The following is a 15134-nucleotide window of genomic DNA, read 5'->3' on the forward strand; positions in this document are numbered from 1 at the left end:
GTTTTTATTGCCGTTGATCTAAGCCTGGATCGATTTGATTGCGATTTTCATTTGCTGTTCTATAAATTACTCGCCATTGCCCCCTGACTTGCTTTACTATCATCCTTAGAGTGCTTTCTTAGAAAGATAAAACAGGTTCAAATGGAGTTATGTGATGAAAGGCAATCGTGATGTGATTAATCAGCTCAATCAGGTGTTGTATCACCACCTAACTGCAATTAACCAGTATTTCCTGCATTCACGCATGTTTAATGACTGGGGCATTGAGAAACTGGGCTCGGCAGAATATAAAGAATCGATTGTGCAGATGAAGCATGCCGATAAAATTATTGAACGGATTTTATTTTTAGAAGGTCTGCCAAATCTGCAACATCTGGGCAAACTGTATATCGGCCAGCACACTCAAGAAGTGCTGCATTGTGATGTGCGCAAAGTCAAAGAAAATATCGAAACCATTCAGAAAGCTGTGGCACTGGCTGAAACGGAAATGGATTATGTGACCCGCGATCTGCTACAGGAAATTCTGGAAAAAGAAGAAAACTATCTGGACTGGACCACCACGCAAATCGACCTAATTGAAAGTGTGGGTATCGAAAATTATATTCAAAGTCAGCTCTAAGATTCGATTTAAAATCAAAAAGCCAGCATCTGCTGCAATGCCAGTCAGTTAAGAAATTGACTGGCATTTTCTTTTTTAAATTCATGATCATATTTGATAAGTAGAAAAGTCATCCGCAACTGTTTGAGGCAGGGCTAGATTTAAAAATGATTGTTTCTGCGACAAATTTACTAGTCGATGGTGGCTGACGAGTTTTGCGGTGAGGAGTATTGCTCCGCAAGATGCCTTCCTTGCGAAGCTTCGCTTCTCATTTGGGCGAAACCGAAGTAACAAATTATTCTCAAGTATTTGATTTATAACATTAATTCTCCGCCTTGAATAACTGAAAAGTTAAAGAGTCTATTTCTAAACTCCTTAACTGATCAGCATTAAGCATCTGCTGGCTTTTTTGTACTTATTAGCGCGGCATATCCCGAGTCACCTCTGCATAGCTCAGTTCAGTTTTCTGAATCGTATTTAAACGCTGCAGTTGATGCTGCGCTTCATCAACATAGCCGTTATACGCCAATAAACGAATATATTTTAAAAAGTTGTATTTGGTTGGATAGCTCACCACCAACTTTTCATATTGATGAATTTCATCTTCGCTCATCTTGCGATAAGGATTGACTCGGATCCAGTCAATCCGGTGATTAAACTCGGTCAGCAGATAGATCGGCTTTTCATTGGTGATGTTTTCAGGCTGCATTTCATAGCGAATACTTTGTCCGAGTTTTGGCACCGCAACATCATAATCACGGTAAATCACGAGCAATAAGATCAATCCAAGGCTGAAAGTCAGTTTCATCCATATCGAAGGCAACGTAACCGTTTTAATTTTTGGATTCTGCGCCAAGACCGTACCTAGAATGAAACCGGCTGGTAACAGGAAATAGGCATAATGTTGTGGAAACTCAAACATGGCATGCGTAACAAATGCCCCGATCATCAGAATCCCAATCACAGACTCTGGAGTATTGACCCAGCGTTGCAGCTGATAACCCAAATAACCAAAGTAGGCCAAGAAAGGCAAACCGATGAGCAGTCCATTCCAGAGCAAAAAGTCCAGAATAAAATTATGTGCGCTACGAATCCAGACCGGACCTTGCACCGTATCGCTGATCGAAACAAAAGCGACACTGGTCTGATACCAGCCATAGCCAAACCATGGCTGAGCCTGAATCGCGGCAATCATTTGCTGCCAGATCGCAATACGTGACATATCTCCGGTGGCACGAGATACCACATCCCTGCTTTGTACGACGTCCGTATTCATTGCCTGTACAGCCAACTGACTGAGTAATGGAAAAGCCCCAATACAGGCAACAAAGAAGATGAACCAAGCAGTGCTGTAATACCATTTCAGGCGGATAATACCTTTATATTGGTAGAACGCTAAATACAGCATGATGGCGATTGCAGCAACCCAGGCAGTACGTGACTGACTTAAAGCGATTCCCATAACAATCACAGCAACGCAGGCAAATAGCCACTTGGTCTGGATTTTTTTCTTTTCGTAAAGATATAGGCAACTCATCAGCGACATGAGTAAAAACGTTGCCATATTATTTGGCTGGGCAAAGTTGGCATAAGGTCGTTGAGTACCACTGATATTTACCATGCCTGGCAATACTGAATCCAGATTTGTCCATTGGCAAAGTGCAATAATTCCCGTGACAGTACCAGAAGCCAGAAACACATAACTCAAATTAGTAAAAGTGTCTTCCCGATTATAAGCTCCTGTTGAAAGATGATAACCCAAGATACTTGCCAGCCAAAAGCTAAAGACAAAAATAAAACCCATCATGGCGATGCTAAAGAAAAATACCTGTCCTGTCAGAAAATGTATCAGCGGGACACAGGCAAGCACTAATAATGGCAAACCAACTACTGGTATTCTTAATTTTTCTTTTAGGCAGATTGCAGCGAGCATAAATAATGCAAAGAAGGCATACAGCTCACCGGTATAGGTCACCCAGGGACGGTAATGAATAGGCATGAGCCATGCAAGGGAGATGAAGATTGCTGCGATGAGGGCAAGCGTGAATTTCATGTGAACTTTAAGCAAAAGAAATTTTGCTCATGATAAACAAAAAGCAGATAGTTTTGTAATTTGATCTTGCCCTATAAAAGCTTCAATTTTGATCAAACATATAAGCACCTAGCGAACAGGAACTGACAATTTTTGTCACTTAGTTACATAAATTTACCTTTTTGCTTTTTAAGATTTTTAAGATTTTTAAACTATTAAACAATCTATTGATTTAATGAGAAATTATTTAGTAATATACTTTGGCACACTTTGTGCAAACTATAAATTAGCTTACAAAGCTTATAAATAAATTAACAAAACATTTGTGGAGAATGTTATGAACGCTCAAAAAGGCTTTACATTAATCGAGCTGATGATTGTGGTCGCTATTATCGGTATTCTTGCAGCAATTGCGATTCCGCAATATCAAAACTACACTGCTCGTGCTCAAGCTACAGAAGCTCTTAATATTTTAGGTGGCCTAAAAACACCTGTTGTTGAGGCTGTAAGCAACAACGGAATGGCTAATGCATGTAGTACAGCAGCTGCTGGTACCGGTACAAACCCAGCTCCAGCAGGTGCTTTAAATGGCTTAACTTTATCAGGTCAATATGTGGCTGGTGTGACTGCGACACCAGCAACTACAGTATCATGCGCTTTACAAGCAACGTTCAAAACTGGTAATGGCGTCAATGATTTAGTAAGCGGTCAAACAGTTACTTTAACTTATACTGCTGCAACAGGTGCATGGGCTTGTACTTCAAGCTTAGATCCAAAAGTTCGTCCTAAGTCATGTGCATAATATGTAAATTTTACGTTTAAGAAAGCGCATCAAGTATGATGCGTTTTTTGTTTTAAATCGAAGTTTTCCAACTATAATTAATTTATCTTTTTTAATAATTTCTCCTAACCTTCCTTTAATTATTAATAATTCTTTTTACAGCCTTTATCTTATTTTTTGTTTGTGCAATTTACCGTGCTGGTTAAAGTTGATTTTTCCTGCTTTTTTTTTACAACTTACTTACTCAAGTCTACGAGCACATTATTAACGGCTGTTTTTTTTAAGCGAACCTTACTAACGCTCTTCGGGGAATATTAAGGATATATTGTTAAATTACTTCAAAGTTCTCACCCCAATATAATCGGTTTATTCCCTAATTCATTTTCCAAATCATCTGTTTTCCGATCATAGTAATCATCTAAAACCTGTCCAATCTGTTTCACTCCTTCAATTACACCTTCTTTAAACTTCTGCTGGACTAAATGCTGAATAATATTTTGGCAGATTTCATCCCAGACTTGCTGGGTCGTTGCTTTTTTAATTCCACGATCAATCACAATTTCAACCTTGTGCTCACAAAGGTTCAAATACAGGAGTACCCCACTATTATATTCGGTATCCCAAACGCCAATTTCAGCAAATAACTGACGAGCACGACATAAGGTATCTTGATAATAAGCAGATCGTGAAGGTAGACAGCCTTCAATCACCACCTGAATCTCCCCCACATGCCCATGCTCGGCTTCTTCCACCGCCACTGCAATCGCATGCTGATCCTGCTTGGAGAAAAAGCGTTTGGTGGCCGGCATATAAAAGAAATGCTTGAGCCAGCGTTTAAAACTCGGCTGCGCATGCTCTTCCAGCTTCGGCTGCGTGACAATCTCTGTCGTATCTGTAGTTGTTACCATGAGCCTGATGCTCCTCCCCCACCAAAACCACCACCGCCACCGCCGAAGCCGCCCCCACCAAAACCACCACGGCCACTACCGCCGCCCCGGCTGCCACCTGCTAAAAAGGCATGTAAAATCAATTGGGCAATAGAGGTGATCAATAAAAAGAAAATACCTACGCCAATCATTAAACTAGCGACCAAGCCTAAGCCATTCACCAATCCTGCGGCTGTACCTGCCACCGCCGCTGTCGCTGCACTCAAACGTTTACCAAAGATCATAGAACCAATGACACCCGCAATAATAATAAAGATGACGCTTCCAAAAGTAGCTTGAGATGCTTTTTGGGCCTGATAAGCTTGCTCCTGACGCTGTTTGATTTCATCCGCGGCCTGTGCAGCAATTTCAGGATCAAGACTTAAAATCCGTTCGATTTCAGCCAGTCCCGTATCAATCCCTTGCGCATATTGGCCCTGTTTAAAATATGGCGTGATCTTGTCATTGATAATCCGACCTGCCACGATATCGGGCAGCACGCCTTCCAACCCATAGCCAGTCAAGATTTGAATGCGCCGATCATTGATGGCAATGGTCATCAACAAACCATTATCCCGTTTGGCCGAGCCGAGCTGCCAGGCATCAGCCACGCGCATGGAATAATCAAAAATATCTTCCTGTCCCGTGGTTGGAACAATCACGACACCAACCTGGCCTTTGCCCGCATTATGCAAGTTTAAAATACGCTGACTAAGTTGCTGCTTTTCAGCTGGACTGAGTATATTGGCCTGATCAATCACCGGTTCATTTAGACTGGGTAAATCACGCTGAATCTGGCCTTCGGCCATATCATTGGCAATTTGTGGCTGCCGGGCTGAGGCTGTTTCAGTAGCCGTTTGAGAATTAGTCGCAGCCGGATTTTGCAATATTTCACGTGCAACAATAACTTCTTCGGTATCCGTTGCTGTCGCGGTCTCACTCCAAGCCAGATTGTTCAGACTTGCACTTAAACTGATCAACAAACCAGCACAGAATTTTGCCGCCAGATTATGCCTCATTGCAGCCACTCTCTCTTTTGCAAAATTTGATCTTAATCAAATGAAACTGTCGGGGCTTTCTGTGCACTTTGCTCGGCACTAAAGTTTGGTTTGGTGTCCATCCCAATCACTTTTGCCGTCATCACTTGCGGGAATTGACGCGCATAGCCATTAAAGTCCTGAACCGTGGTGATATAACGGTTACGTGCCACAGCAATTCTATTTTCAGTGCCTTCGAGCTGTACCTGTAAATCACGGAACTGCTGGTTGGCTTTCAGGTCTGGATAATTTTCAGTCACCGCCAATAAACGCGACAAGGCACTGGTCATTTGCGACTGCGCTTCCTGATAGCGCTGGAATAATTCAGGATCTTCCAGCACTTCTCGATCTACTTTTAAACCGGCAACATTGGCACGTGCCTGAGTCACTTCGGTTAATACCTGTTCTTCATGTGCGGCATAGCCTTTGACCACATTAACCAGATTCGGCACCAAATCGGCACGGCGCTGATACTGGTTTTGCACTTCAGACCATGACGCAGTGACCGCTTCATCTTTCACCTGCAAAGTGTTATAGCCACATCCTGTGAGAGTCAAGGTACTGGCCAGCATCAGGGTTATTAAAGATTGTTTGAATAGACGCATGATGTTTATCCTCAATTATTTATTGATATTTATTTAATTAATTTGATTTTAAACAGTATTTTCTAAAGTTTTGTTACTTTTTATAATCTTTTTAATGCTTCACACTTTAAAATTAAAAATTATCGAAGATGAAAAAACCCGCCGTAGCGGGTGTTCTTGAATAATTTGAGCTTATTCTTAACGGTTAAACTTCCAGATAATCCAGAATCCCTTCTGCGGCCTGACGACCTTCCCAGATGGCTGTGACGACCAAGTCAGATCCGCGAACCATGTCACCACCAGCAAAGATTTTCGGATTTGAGGTCTGGAACTTGTATTGCTGCTGTTCAGCAGCAACGACACGACCTGAACCATCCAGATTAATTTCTACATCGATGAACCAATCTGCTGGACTAGTACGGAAACCGAAAGCAAGCAGGACTGCATCCGCCGGAAGAATTTCTTCTGAACCCGGAATCGGCTCTGGACTACGGCGACCACGGCTATCTGGCTCACCTAGCTGAGTAGTAATAAATTTCACGCCAGTCACTTTGCCATTTTCACCGACAATCTCGATTGGCTGACGGTTGAATTGAAATTCCACCCCTTCTTCACGTGCATTTTGTACTTCACGACGTGAACCCGGCATGTTTTCTTCATCACGACGATAAGCACAAGTGACTGTCTCAGCACCTTGACGAATCGAAGTCCGGTTACAGTCCATCGCTGTATCACCACCGCCCAGCACAATGACTTTTTTGCCTTGTACGCTGATATATTCAGCCGGATCTTTTTCCCAGCCTTGAGTACGGTTGACATTGGCAATCAGGAAGTCCAGTGCATCAACAACACCATCCAGGTCTTCGCCGGCAAAACCACCTTTCATGTAGGTATAGGTGCCCATGCCCATGAATACCGCATCATAATCATTAAGTAACTGGTCAATCGTGACATCGGTGCCAATTTCAGTATTGAGACGGAATTCCACGCCCATGCCGGTGAAAATTTCACGGCGGCGTTTCATCACATCTTTTTCCATTTTAAATTCTGGAATACCAAATGTTAAAAGACCACCAATTTCCGGACGTTTGTCAAACACGACTGGCTTTACGCCGGCACGAACCAAAATATCCGCACAGCCAAGTCCGGCAGGACCTGCACCAATAATCGCGACTTTTTTATTGGTCCACTTCACATTAGACATATCCGGACGCCAGCCCAAAGCAAAGGCGGTATCGTTGATATATTTTTCAGCATTGCCAATGGTGACCGCGCCGAAACCATCGTTCAGGGTACAGGCCCCTTCACAGAGACGGTCTTGCGGACAGACACGACCACAGACTTCCGGCAAGGTATTGGTCTGGTGGCACAGTTCCGCTGCCTGAAACAAACGTCCTTCAGCCACCAGTTTCAACCAGTTCGGAATGTAGTTATGTACCGGACATTTCCACTCACAATACGGGTTACCACAACCGAGACAACGATGAGTCTGGTTCGCAGCGATTTCCGCAGTAAACGGTTTATAAATTTCCACAAATTCTGCTTTGCGGACATCAAGCTCTTTTTTCTCTGGATCTTGGCGTGCGACATCCAGAAATTGAAAGTCATTACTCAGGCGTTCTGCCATGTCTCTCTCCGTGGCTAGAGGTAAGGGCTTTACAGTTACCTTACTTCTGCCTATATATCTGTTGGTCGTGGAATTATTGTGGATCAGCTTGAGTTGTTTTTAACAGCGTTTGCAAGTTGGCTGCTTTTGGTTTTACCAACCAGAACTTACGGCTATAGAAATCAAACTCATGGCGGATCTTGTACGCCCAAGCACTACCGGTTTCTTTAATATGTTCATCCAGGATACGACCCAGAAAGGCTTTGTGCTCTTCCATCGCTTCGGTGGAAATACGATTCAGCTCAATTAGTTCGTGGTTATAATGATCAACGAAGTCATTATCCAGATCAAGTACATAAGCAAAACCACCGGTCATACCCGCCCCGAAGTTATGTCCAACTTTACCCAGCACGGTCACAATCCCACCGGTCATATATTCACAGCAGTGATCGCCGGCACCTTCGATGACCGCAAATGCGCCCGAGTTACGCACCGCGAAACGCTCGCCTGCCGTACCCGCGGCATATAGCTTACCGCCAGTGGCACCGTAGAGGCAGGTGTTGCCAATGATCGCGGTATTTTGGGTCTGGAAAGGCGAACCTTTTGGCGGGAAGATCGAGATGCGACCACCGGCCATGCCTTTACCGACATAGTCATTGGCATCGCCTTCAAGGCTGATATGCAGACCACCGGCGTTCCAGACACCCAGCGACTGACCTGCAGTACCATTCAGGTGTACTTTCACCGGATGATTTTCCATGCTCAGGTTGCCATAACGGCGGGCAATTTCACCGGATAAACGCGCACCAATCGAACGGTCACAGTTACCAATCGAGAAGTGATACTCACCGCCTGTTCCGGCTTCAATCGCAGGCAGGATTTCCGCCACCATTTTCTCTGCCAGAATACCTTTATCAAATGGCGCATTGCCTTGAACCTGACAATACTGTGCTTTACCTTCCGCAGCAGGATGGGATTCCAGTAATTTACTTAAATCAAGATGCGCATGCTTGGCGGTCTCACCCGGCAAGACTTCTAATAAATCTGTCCGGCCAATCAGGTCTTTTAGATGCGATACACCCAGTGCTGCCAACCATTCACGGGTTTCTTCAGCAATAAAGGTGAAGAAGTTGATCAGCATTTGTGGCTCGCCAATATAATGCTCTTGACGTAAATGGTCTTGCTGGGTTGCGACACCGGTTGCACAGTTATTCAGGTGGCAGATACGCAGGTATTTACAACCCAATGCGATCATTGGGGTTGAACCAAAGCCGAAGCTTTCTGCACCCAGAATTGCTGCTTTTACGACATCCAGACCGGTTTTTAAACCGCCATCTGTTTGTACACGAACTTTACCACGCAGGTCATTCACACGAAGGGCCTGATGTGCCTCAGAAAGACCCAGTTCCCAAGGTGAACCTGCATGATGAATGGAAGAAAGTGGAGAAGCCGCTGTCCCGCCATCATAACCAGAAATGGTAATGAAATCGGCATACGCTTTCGCTACACCTGCCGCAATCGTACCGACACCCGGTTCAGAAACCAGCTTAACTGACACCATCGCCTGTGGGTTAACCTGTTTTAAATCAAAGATCAACTGTGATAAATCTTCAATTGAATAGATGTCATGATGCGGAGGTGGCGAAATCAGGGTAACGCCCGGCACAGAGTAACGTAAACGGGCAATAAGACCATTTACTTTACCACCCGGCAACTGACCACCTTCACCTGGTTTTGCACCTTGCGCGACTTTAATTTGCAGGACTTCTGCCGATGTTAAATACGCAGGCGTTACACCAAAACGGCCCGATGCAATTTGTTTGATTTTCGAGTTACGGATGGTGCCGTAACGCGCTGGATCTTCACCGCCCTCACCCGAGTTCGAGCGACCACCGATGGTGTTCATGGCAATCGCAATCGCTTCATGTGCTTCCGGCGACAATGCACCCAAAGACATACCAGCAGAGTCAAAGCGCGGCAGGATTTCTTCCACCGATTCCACTTGATCCACTGGAATCGAATTATCAGTTTTCAGTTTGAACAGGTCACGAATGGTGGCAATCGGACGGTTATTCACCAGTTCGGCATATTCTTTAAAGTCGGAATAATTACCCGAACGCACTGCTTTATGCAGCGAGTTGATTACATCCGGATTAAAGGCATGATATTCCTTACCAAAGACAAACTTCAGCAAACCACCCTGATCAATGGGTTTACGGTTTTTCCAGGCAAGATCGGCCAACTGTTTCTGGTCATTTTCAAGGTCAACAAAGGTCGCACCCTGAATACGACTCGGCACACCAATGAAGCATGTATCAACCACTTCATTCGACAGACCGACTGCTTCAAATAACTGACCGCCACGGTAAGAGGCTACCGTCGAAATTCCCATTTTCGATAGAACTTTGAGTAAGCCTTTCTCAATGCCTTTACGGAAATTGTTTTGTGCATAGATTGGATCACCCAAGAGCTCGCCTTTGGCGACCAGATCATTGATCACGTCATAAGCCAGATATGGATAAATCGCGGTTGCGCCAAAGCCGAGAAGCACTGCGAACTGATGTGGATCACGGGCAAAACCGGTTTCAACAATCAGGTTGGCATCGGTACGCAAACCGGTATTAATCAAGTAATGATGCACCGCACCGGTCACCATAAAGGCATTGGCCGGCAAGTGGCCTTCACGAATTTTCTTGTCTGAAAGCATCAGTAAAGTTTTGCCATCACGAATCGCTTGTGCAGCCTCGATGCAAATACGCAGAATTGCGGCTTGTAAACCTTCAGTTTCAGTATAGTTCAGGTCGATGTCAGCAATTTCGTAACCTTTACGCCCCAAGGTACGAATTTGATGCATTTTCGAGTTTGAAAGAACCGGACTGGAAATAATCAGACGGTCAGCATGTTCAGGCCCCTGTTCAAACACGTTTTGTTCACGGCCTAAACAGGTCTCCAGTGACATCACGATCGATTCACGCAGTGGATCAATTGGCGGGTTGGTCACCTGCGCAAACTGCTGACGGAAATAATCCGACACATGGCGAACCTGACGTGACAATACTGCCATGGGCGTATCATCGCCCATCGATCCCACCGCTTCCTGACCACTTTCCGCGATTGGACGCAACAGCTGGTCACGCTCTTCAAAGGTTACCATGAACATTTTCTGTGCCGCTTTCAGGCCATCGCCTTTTAAGCCTTGATCACATAAATATTCTTCCAGCTCGGGGCTACCTTGCAAACGCACAGAGTTTTCACGTAACCATTCACGGTATGGACGCATACGTTTTAGATGATGATTCACATCTTGTGTATCCAGTACCTTGCCGGTTTGCGTATCGATCACCAGCATTTGGCCGGGGCCAACACGACCTTTAGAAATCACATCTTCAGGTTGATAACCCCAGACCCCAATTTCCGATGCCAATGTGATGTAGCCATTTTTGGTAATCACCCAACGTGCCGGACGTAAACCATTACGATCCAGCATACAAATGGCATGACGGCCATCCTGAATTACCAGACCTGCCGGGCCATCCCAGGCTTCCATATGTTTTGAGTTAAATTCATAGAAAGCACGCAAGTCCGCATCAAGCGTTTCCACGTTCTGCCACGCAGGCGGAACCAGCATACGTAAGGCACGGAACAGATCCATACCACCACCGACCAGAATCTCCAGCATATTATCCAGGCTTGAAGAATCCGAACCGGTACGATTCACAATCGGTTTCAGTTCAGTTAAACCCGGCAATAACGGATTTTCAAATTTTGGCACACGCGCCATGGCCCAGTTACGGTTGGCCGTAATGGTGTTGATTTCACCATTGTGCGCCAGATAACGGAACGGCTGTGCCAACGGCCAGCGTGGCAAGGTATTGGTCGAGAAACGCTGATGGAACACCACGATATGTGATTCTAGACGTTCATCAGCCAGATCGGTATAAAAGTCTGCAATCGCTTCCGGCATCATCAAGCCTTTATAGCTGATGACCGTTGAACATAAAGTGGTGACATAGAAAGAGGTATCATTCAGCAGCAATTGTTCTGCGCGACGACGCGCCAGGAATAACTTACGGTTAAATTCAACCTCGGTCACGCCCATCGGGCAATTGACAATAATCTGTTCAAATGCCGGCATCGATTGCAAGGCAATTTCACCCAGTGCATCGACATGGGTTGGAATCACACGCCAAGCCAGAACAATGAGACCTTCAGCTTCAATTTCTTTGTTTAAAACCTGTTTGGCATGTGCAGCAAGCGCAGGATCAAGATTTAGGAACACCGAACCGACAGCAAAGACTTCACTTAAAGTCGTATCACTTAAGCGTTTTGCTTCTTCACGAAAGAACTTTTTCGGCATCGCCAAAAGCAGACCACAGCCATCCCCAGTCTTGCCATCGGCGGCAATACCACCACGATGGGTCATACAACTTAGGCTATGAATCGCGGTCTTGACAAGATCATGGCTTGCATCGCCCTGCATATGGGCAATTAAACCGAAACCACAGTTATCTTTAAACTCATCCGGTTGGTATAAACCTTGAGCGGGAGCTACATTATTAGGCGATGGCATGTGCATAGCGTACCCTTCTTTTCACGAAGCCTTATAGGCTGTTAAACAATCTAAATTCTTCTCTGCGCTGCGTGTAATGGACTTTCGAAGACCGTCTTGCTAGAGCAAAATCTTTTCATCTTTATTTCTTCAGCCTAGTCCTTTTTCAGACCGAATGCATAAAAAATAAAGTTTATTTTGCTAATGAATAACATAAAAATCAGGAATAAATATGACATTCATAGGTTGTCATCGAATCATTTTTCGCGCTAAAACAGGGAGATTAATTCAATCCATGCACCAATAAAGCAAATTACATGCCAATAAATAGCACATAAATTAAAACCATACAGATGACAAAGCTTTAACAAGGATTACAGGGATACTGGTTATTTTTAATGTGTATTTTTTGCACCAAAAGCGCACATTTCTAATTAGGTCATTTTTTTGGTGCGCTATTTTAGAACGGATTAGTTAAAAGGATCACTAATCTCATTGTTTTGAGGACGGGAATTCCCCCCCTGGTTCGGTCGATTATTATTGTTTTGTGGTTGCGGAGCACCTTCTACAGCGCTCTCGGATTTCTGTACATCGAGCACATTGCCAGCAGCATCACGACGCACAATTGTGGTACTAGTGGTCGCATCCGAATTACGCGGTTTAACCTCGGCCTGAGTTTGCTGTCTGAGTCGTACAGATTCATCTACCTTCGGTAAAGGTACGTTTTTCAAGCGAATCTCATACAGTTTTTGATTGCTTGCCAACTCCTCTGAACCCAGATTATTGACCAGACTGACATACTGCTGTATTGGCACCACTTCAGGCTTTACTGAAGCAGGCAAATTTAAATTTAATGTAGATAAGGCCTGATTGGCTTCTGCGGCGGTCTTATACTGACCATACAGCAGCACATATTGTTCTGGCTGATTTTCACCGGATATTCTTAGATAAATAAAAGCCTTACGATCTGGCTGTTTTTTAAGAAAGCTTTTTAGAATGGCTTCATTACTGACACGAAATAATTCAATCGCATGCTGTTTTTTCGCATCATTAACAAATTTGGTGCCGCGAAATTCTGGCTCATGATTGGCATTTACAATGGTGCGCGTATTCAAATCGAGGGGTTTGACCTCGTCAGAAAGTGCACCAAGATGGGTCATTGTCGCTACTTTTTCCGGCTGAATTTGTAATTGAACTTTAGTTTCTGGCTTTTTTTCCACTTCAATTACCGCATCTGAATCAGTAATGGCCCAAAAGATCAAGGCTGCAAATAGACAGCATACACCACAGACCAGCCAGAAATAGTGCTGAACCTTTTGCCAAGGAGTGTGTAATGCTGTCATAAAAACTAAAACCTATGCCTGATTCGCTAAAATTGCCTGTTGCATTCGCTCAAGATCAAAATCTCGAGTAATCACAGCTTTACCTAATTGTTGCAACAACACCAGACGCAATTGTCCATTCAAGACTTTTTTGTCATGGGCCATATATGCCAGGAAATCATCAAGAGGGATTTTAGGACAAACGATCGGAAGTTTGGCACGAGAAATGATTTTTTTTGTACGTTCCAGATCACCCTGAGAAATCCAGCCCATACGTTGTGATAAATCTGCCGCCATGACCATACCTGTTGCAACAGCCTCACCATGTAGCCAGACACCATACCCCAGATAAGATTCAATCGCATGTCCAAAAGTATGCCCCAGATTCAGTAGAGCACGTTCCCCTTGCTCTTTTTCATCATTGGCGACAATCCGGGCCTTGTGCGCACAGGAACGATAAACGGCCTCAGCCAGTAGTTTCTCATCACGACTGACCAGAGCATCCATGTTCTCTTCAAGCCAGAGCAGAAATGATTCATCACCGAGTAGCGCATATTTAATGACTTCAGCCAAACCGGCCGCAAGTTCACGATCGGGTAAAGTAGAAAGTTGCGACATATCGGCCAGCACCACTTGCGGTTGCTGAAATGCACCAATCATGTTTTTACCCAGTGGATGATTAATCCCGGTTTTTCCACCGACACTGGAATCGACTTGAGACAGTAAAGTCGTCGGTACCTGAATGAAGTACACGCCACGCTGGAAACATGCCGAAGCAAAACCGGCCATATCGCCAATCACACCACCACCGAGCGCAAGCACCGTACAGTCCCGGTTAAAACCAGCTTCAAGCAATGCATCAAAGATCAGATTCAGATGCTGGCTATCCTTATATTTTTCACCATCGGGCAAAATACAGGTCGCAACATGCTTGTCTAAAGCTGCAATCGCAGTTTGATAATGCTGCAAATAAAGTGGCGCAACCGTGGTATTGCTCACAATCATCACTTGCTTGCCATGAATATAGGGAGCCAATAAGGCCTGTGGATCAAGATCGCTCCCGATAAAAATAGGGTAACGACGTTCTCCGAGTTCTACATATAAGGTTTGCATGTTTGATTAACCACTTTATTCAATGTACTTAGTTCTTGGAAGTAATGAGATTGAGAATCCGCTGCGCCAGATCTCGTGCCGCACCCTGATTGGTCTCAATGATATGATGTGCCACTTCCCGATACAAGGGGTCACGAACTGCCAATAAATCACGTAACTTTTGTTCCGGATTTTCGACTTGGAGGAGTGGACGGTTTTTATCGCGATAGGTACGCTGCAGTTGAATTTCAACCGGCGTATAGAGATAAACGACGATCCCACGCTGTTTCAGATAGTCCCGATTCAAGACCTGAGTAATGGCACCACCGCCAGTGGCTAAAACTAAATGGGGGCGTGAAGTCAGTTCATTAATTACAGCAGTTTCACGGTCACGAAAACCCTGTTCCCCTTCTTTCTCAAAAATCCAGGGAATCGTCGCACCTGTTTTACGTTCAATTTCATGATCGCTATCTAGAAATTCGCGTCCTAACAATTCTGCGAGATGTCGTCCTACTGTTGTTTTACCGGCCCCCATCGGCCCTACCAAATAAAGATTTGGTAGGGTTTCAAACTCTTTGCTTGGCAAGGAGTCACCTATTCGTTTTGT

The 15134-nt window shown here is 44.6% G+C and carries 11 protein-coding genes; 2 read left to right on the forward strand and 9 right to left on the reverse strand.

Annotated elements, in window-relative coordinates:
• Nucleotides 1-154 precede the first annotated feature (154 nt).
• The gene (gene bfr / locus FTU44_RS06615) at nt 155-619 is read left to right on the forward strand and encodes a bacterioferritin (protein WP_180049914.1); all 465 of its coding nucleotides are present in this window, start codon (nt 155-157) and stop codon (nt 617-619) included.
• Between the two features lie 397 nt (nt 620-1016).
• On the opposite strand, the gene FTU44_RS06620 is transcribed toward bfr, so the two are convergent.
• The gene (locus FTU44_RS06620) at nt 1017-2651 is read right to left on the reverse strand and encodes a PglL family O-oligosaccharyltransferase (protein WP_180049916.1); all 1635 of its coding nucleotides are present in this window, start codon (nt 2649-2651) and stop codon (nt 1017-1019) included.
• Nucleotides 2652-2967: 316 nt separating this feature from the next.
• Between FTU44_RS06620 and FTU44_RS06625 the strand changes: the two genes are divergently transcribed.
• Entirely contained in the window at nt 2968-3432 is a 465-nt protein-coding gene (locus FTU44_RS06625; protein ID WP_180049917.1) for a pilin, read from the forward strand.
• Between the two features lie 326 nt (nt 3433-3758).
• On the opposite strand, the gene FTU44_RS06630 is transcribed toward FTU44_RS06625, so the two are convergent.
• From FTU44_RS06630 to aroK, 8 genes are all read right to left on the reverse strand, one after another.
• Nucleotides 3759-4319, reverse strand: a complete 561-nt coding sequence (locus FTU44_RS06630; protein WP_180049918.1) for a TPM domain-containing protein — start codon at nt 4317-4319, stop codon at nt 3759-3761.
• A complete protein-coding gene (locus tag FTU44_RS06635; RefSeq protein WP_180049919.1) occupies nt 4313-5356 on the reverse strand; it encodes a YgcG family protein in 1044 nt (347 codons plus the stop codon). Before FTU44_RS06635 ends, FTU44_RS06630 begins: the two co-directional genes overlap by 7 nt.
• A gap of 32 nt (nt 5357-5388) precedes the next feature.
• Nucleotides 5389-5979 (reverse strand): LemA family protein, encoded by a 591-nt coding sequence (locus FTU44_RS06640; RefSeq protein ID WP_180049920.1) that lies wholly within the window; start codon nt 5977-5979, stop codon nt 5389-5391.
• A 184-nt stretch (nt 5980-6163) separates the two neighbouring features.
• Entirely contained in the window at nt 6164-7585 is a 1422-nt protein-coding gene (locus FTU44_RS06645) for an FAD-dependent oxidoreductase (RefSeq protein WP_180049921.1), read from the reverse strand.
• A 73-nt stretch (nt 7586-7658) separates the two neighbouring features.
• Nucleotides 7659-12134 (reverse strand): glutamate synthase large subunit, encoded by a 4476-nt coding sequence (gene gltB, locus FTU44_RS06650; RefSeq protein ID WP_180049922.1) that lies wholly within the window; start codon nt 12132-12134, stop codon nt 7659-7661.
• 449 nt (nt 12135-12583) lie between these two features.
• Entirely contained in the window at nt 12584-13456 is an 873-nt protein-coding gene (locus tag FTU44_RS06655) for a hypothetical protein (protein ID WP_180049923.1), read from the reverse strand.
• A gap of 12 nt (nt 13457-13468) precedes the next feature.
• Complete coding sequence (gene aroB / locus FTU44_RS06660; protein ID WP_100329400.1) at nt 13469-14548, reverse strand: 3-dehydroquinate synthase; 1080 nt, start codon at nt 14546-14548, stop codon at nt 13469-13471.
• A 28-nt stretch (nt 14549-14576) separates the two neighbouring features.
• Nucleotides 14577-15113, reverse strand: a complete 537-nt coding sequence (gene aroK, locus FTU44_RS06665; RefSeq protein ID WP_005094320.1) for a shikimate kinase AroK — start codon at nt 15111-15113, stop codon at nt 14577-14579.
• Between the last annotated feature and the right edge of the window lie 21 nt (nt 15114-15134).

The organism is Acinetobacter sp. YH12105, from assembly GCF_013419095.1.
GTDB classification, from domain to species: Bacteria; Pseudomonadota; Gammaproteobacteria; order Pseudomonadales; family Moraxellaceae; genus Acinetobacter; species Acinetobacter pseudolwoffii.

Coding starts and splice junctions, on each gene's coding strand:
- bfr (WP_180049914.1), top strand. CDS start 155: ATGAAAGGCAATCGTGATGTGATTAATCAGCTCAATCAGGTGTTGTAT.
- FTU44_RS06620 (WP_180049916.1), bottom strand. CDS start 2,651: ATGAAATTCACGCTTGCCCTCATCGCAGCAATCTTCATCTCCCTTGCA.
- FTU44_RS06625 (WP_180049917.1), top strand. CDS start 2,968: ATGAACGCTCAAAAAGGCTTTACATTAATCGAGCTGATGATTGTGGTC.
- FTU44_RS06630 (WP_180049918.1), bottom strand. CDS start 4,319: ATGGTAACAACTACAGATACGACAGAGATTGTCACGCAGCCGAAGCTG.
- FTU44_RS06635 (WP_180049919.1), bottom strand. CDS start 5,356: ATGAGGCATAATCTGGCGGCAAAATTCTGTGCTGGTTTGTTGATCAGT.
- FTU44_RS06640 (WP_180049920.1), bottom strand. CDS start 5,979: ATGCGTCTATTCAAACAATCTTTAATAACCCTGATGCTGGCCAGTACC.
- FTU44_RS06645 (WP_180049921.1), bottom strand. CDS start 7,585: ATGGCAGAACGCCTGAGTAATGACTTTCAATTTCTGGATGTCGCACGC.
- gltB (WP_180049922.1), bottom strand. CDS start 12,134: ATGCCATCGCCTAATAATGTAGCTCCCGCTCAAGGTTTATACCAACCG.
- FTU44_RS06655 (WP_180049923.1), bottom strand. CDS start 13,456: ATGACAGCATTACACACTCCTTGGCAAAAGGTTCAGCACTATTTCTGG.
- aroB (WP_100329400.1), bottom strand. CDS start 14,548: ATGCAAACCTTATATGTAGAACTCGGAGAACGTCGTTACCCTATTTTT.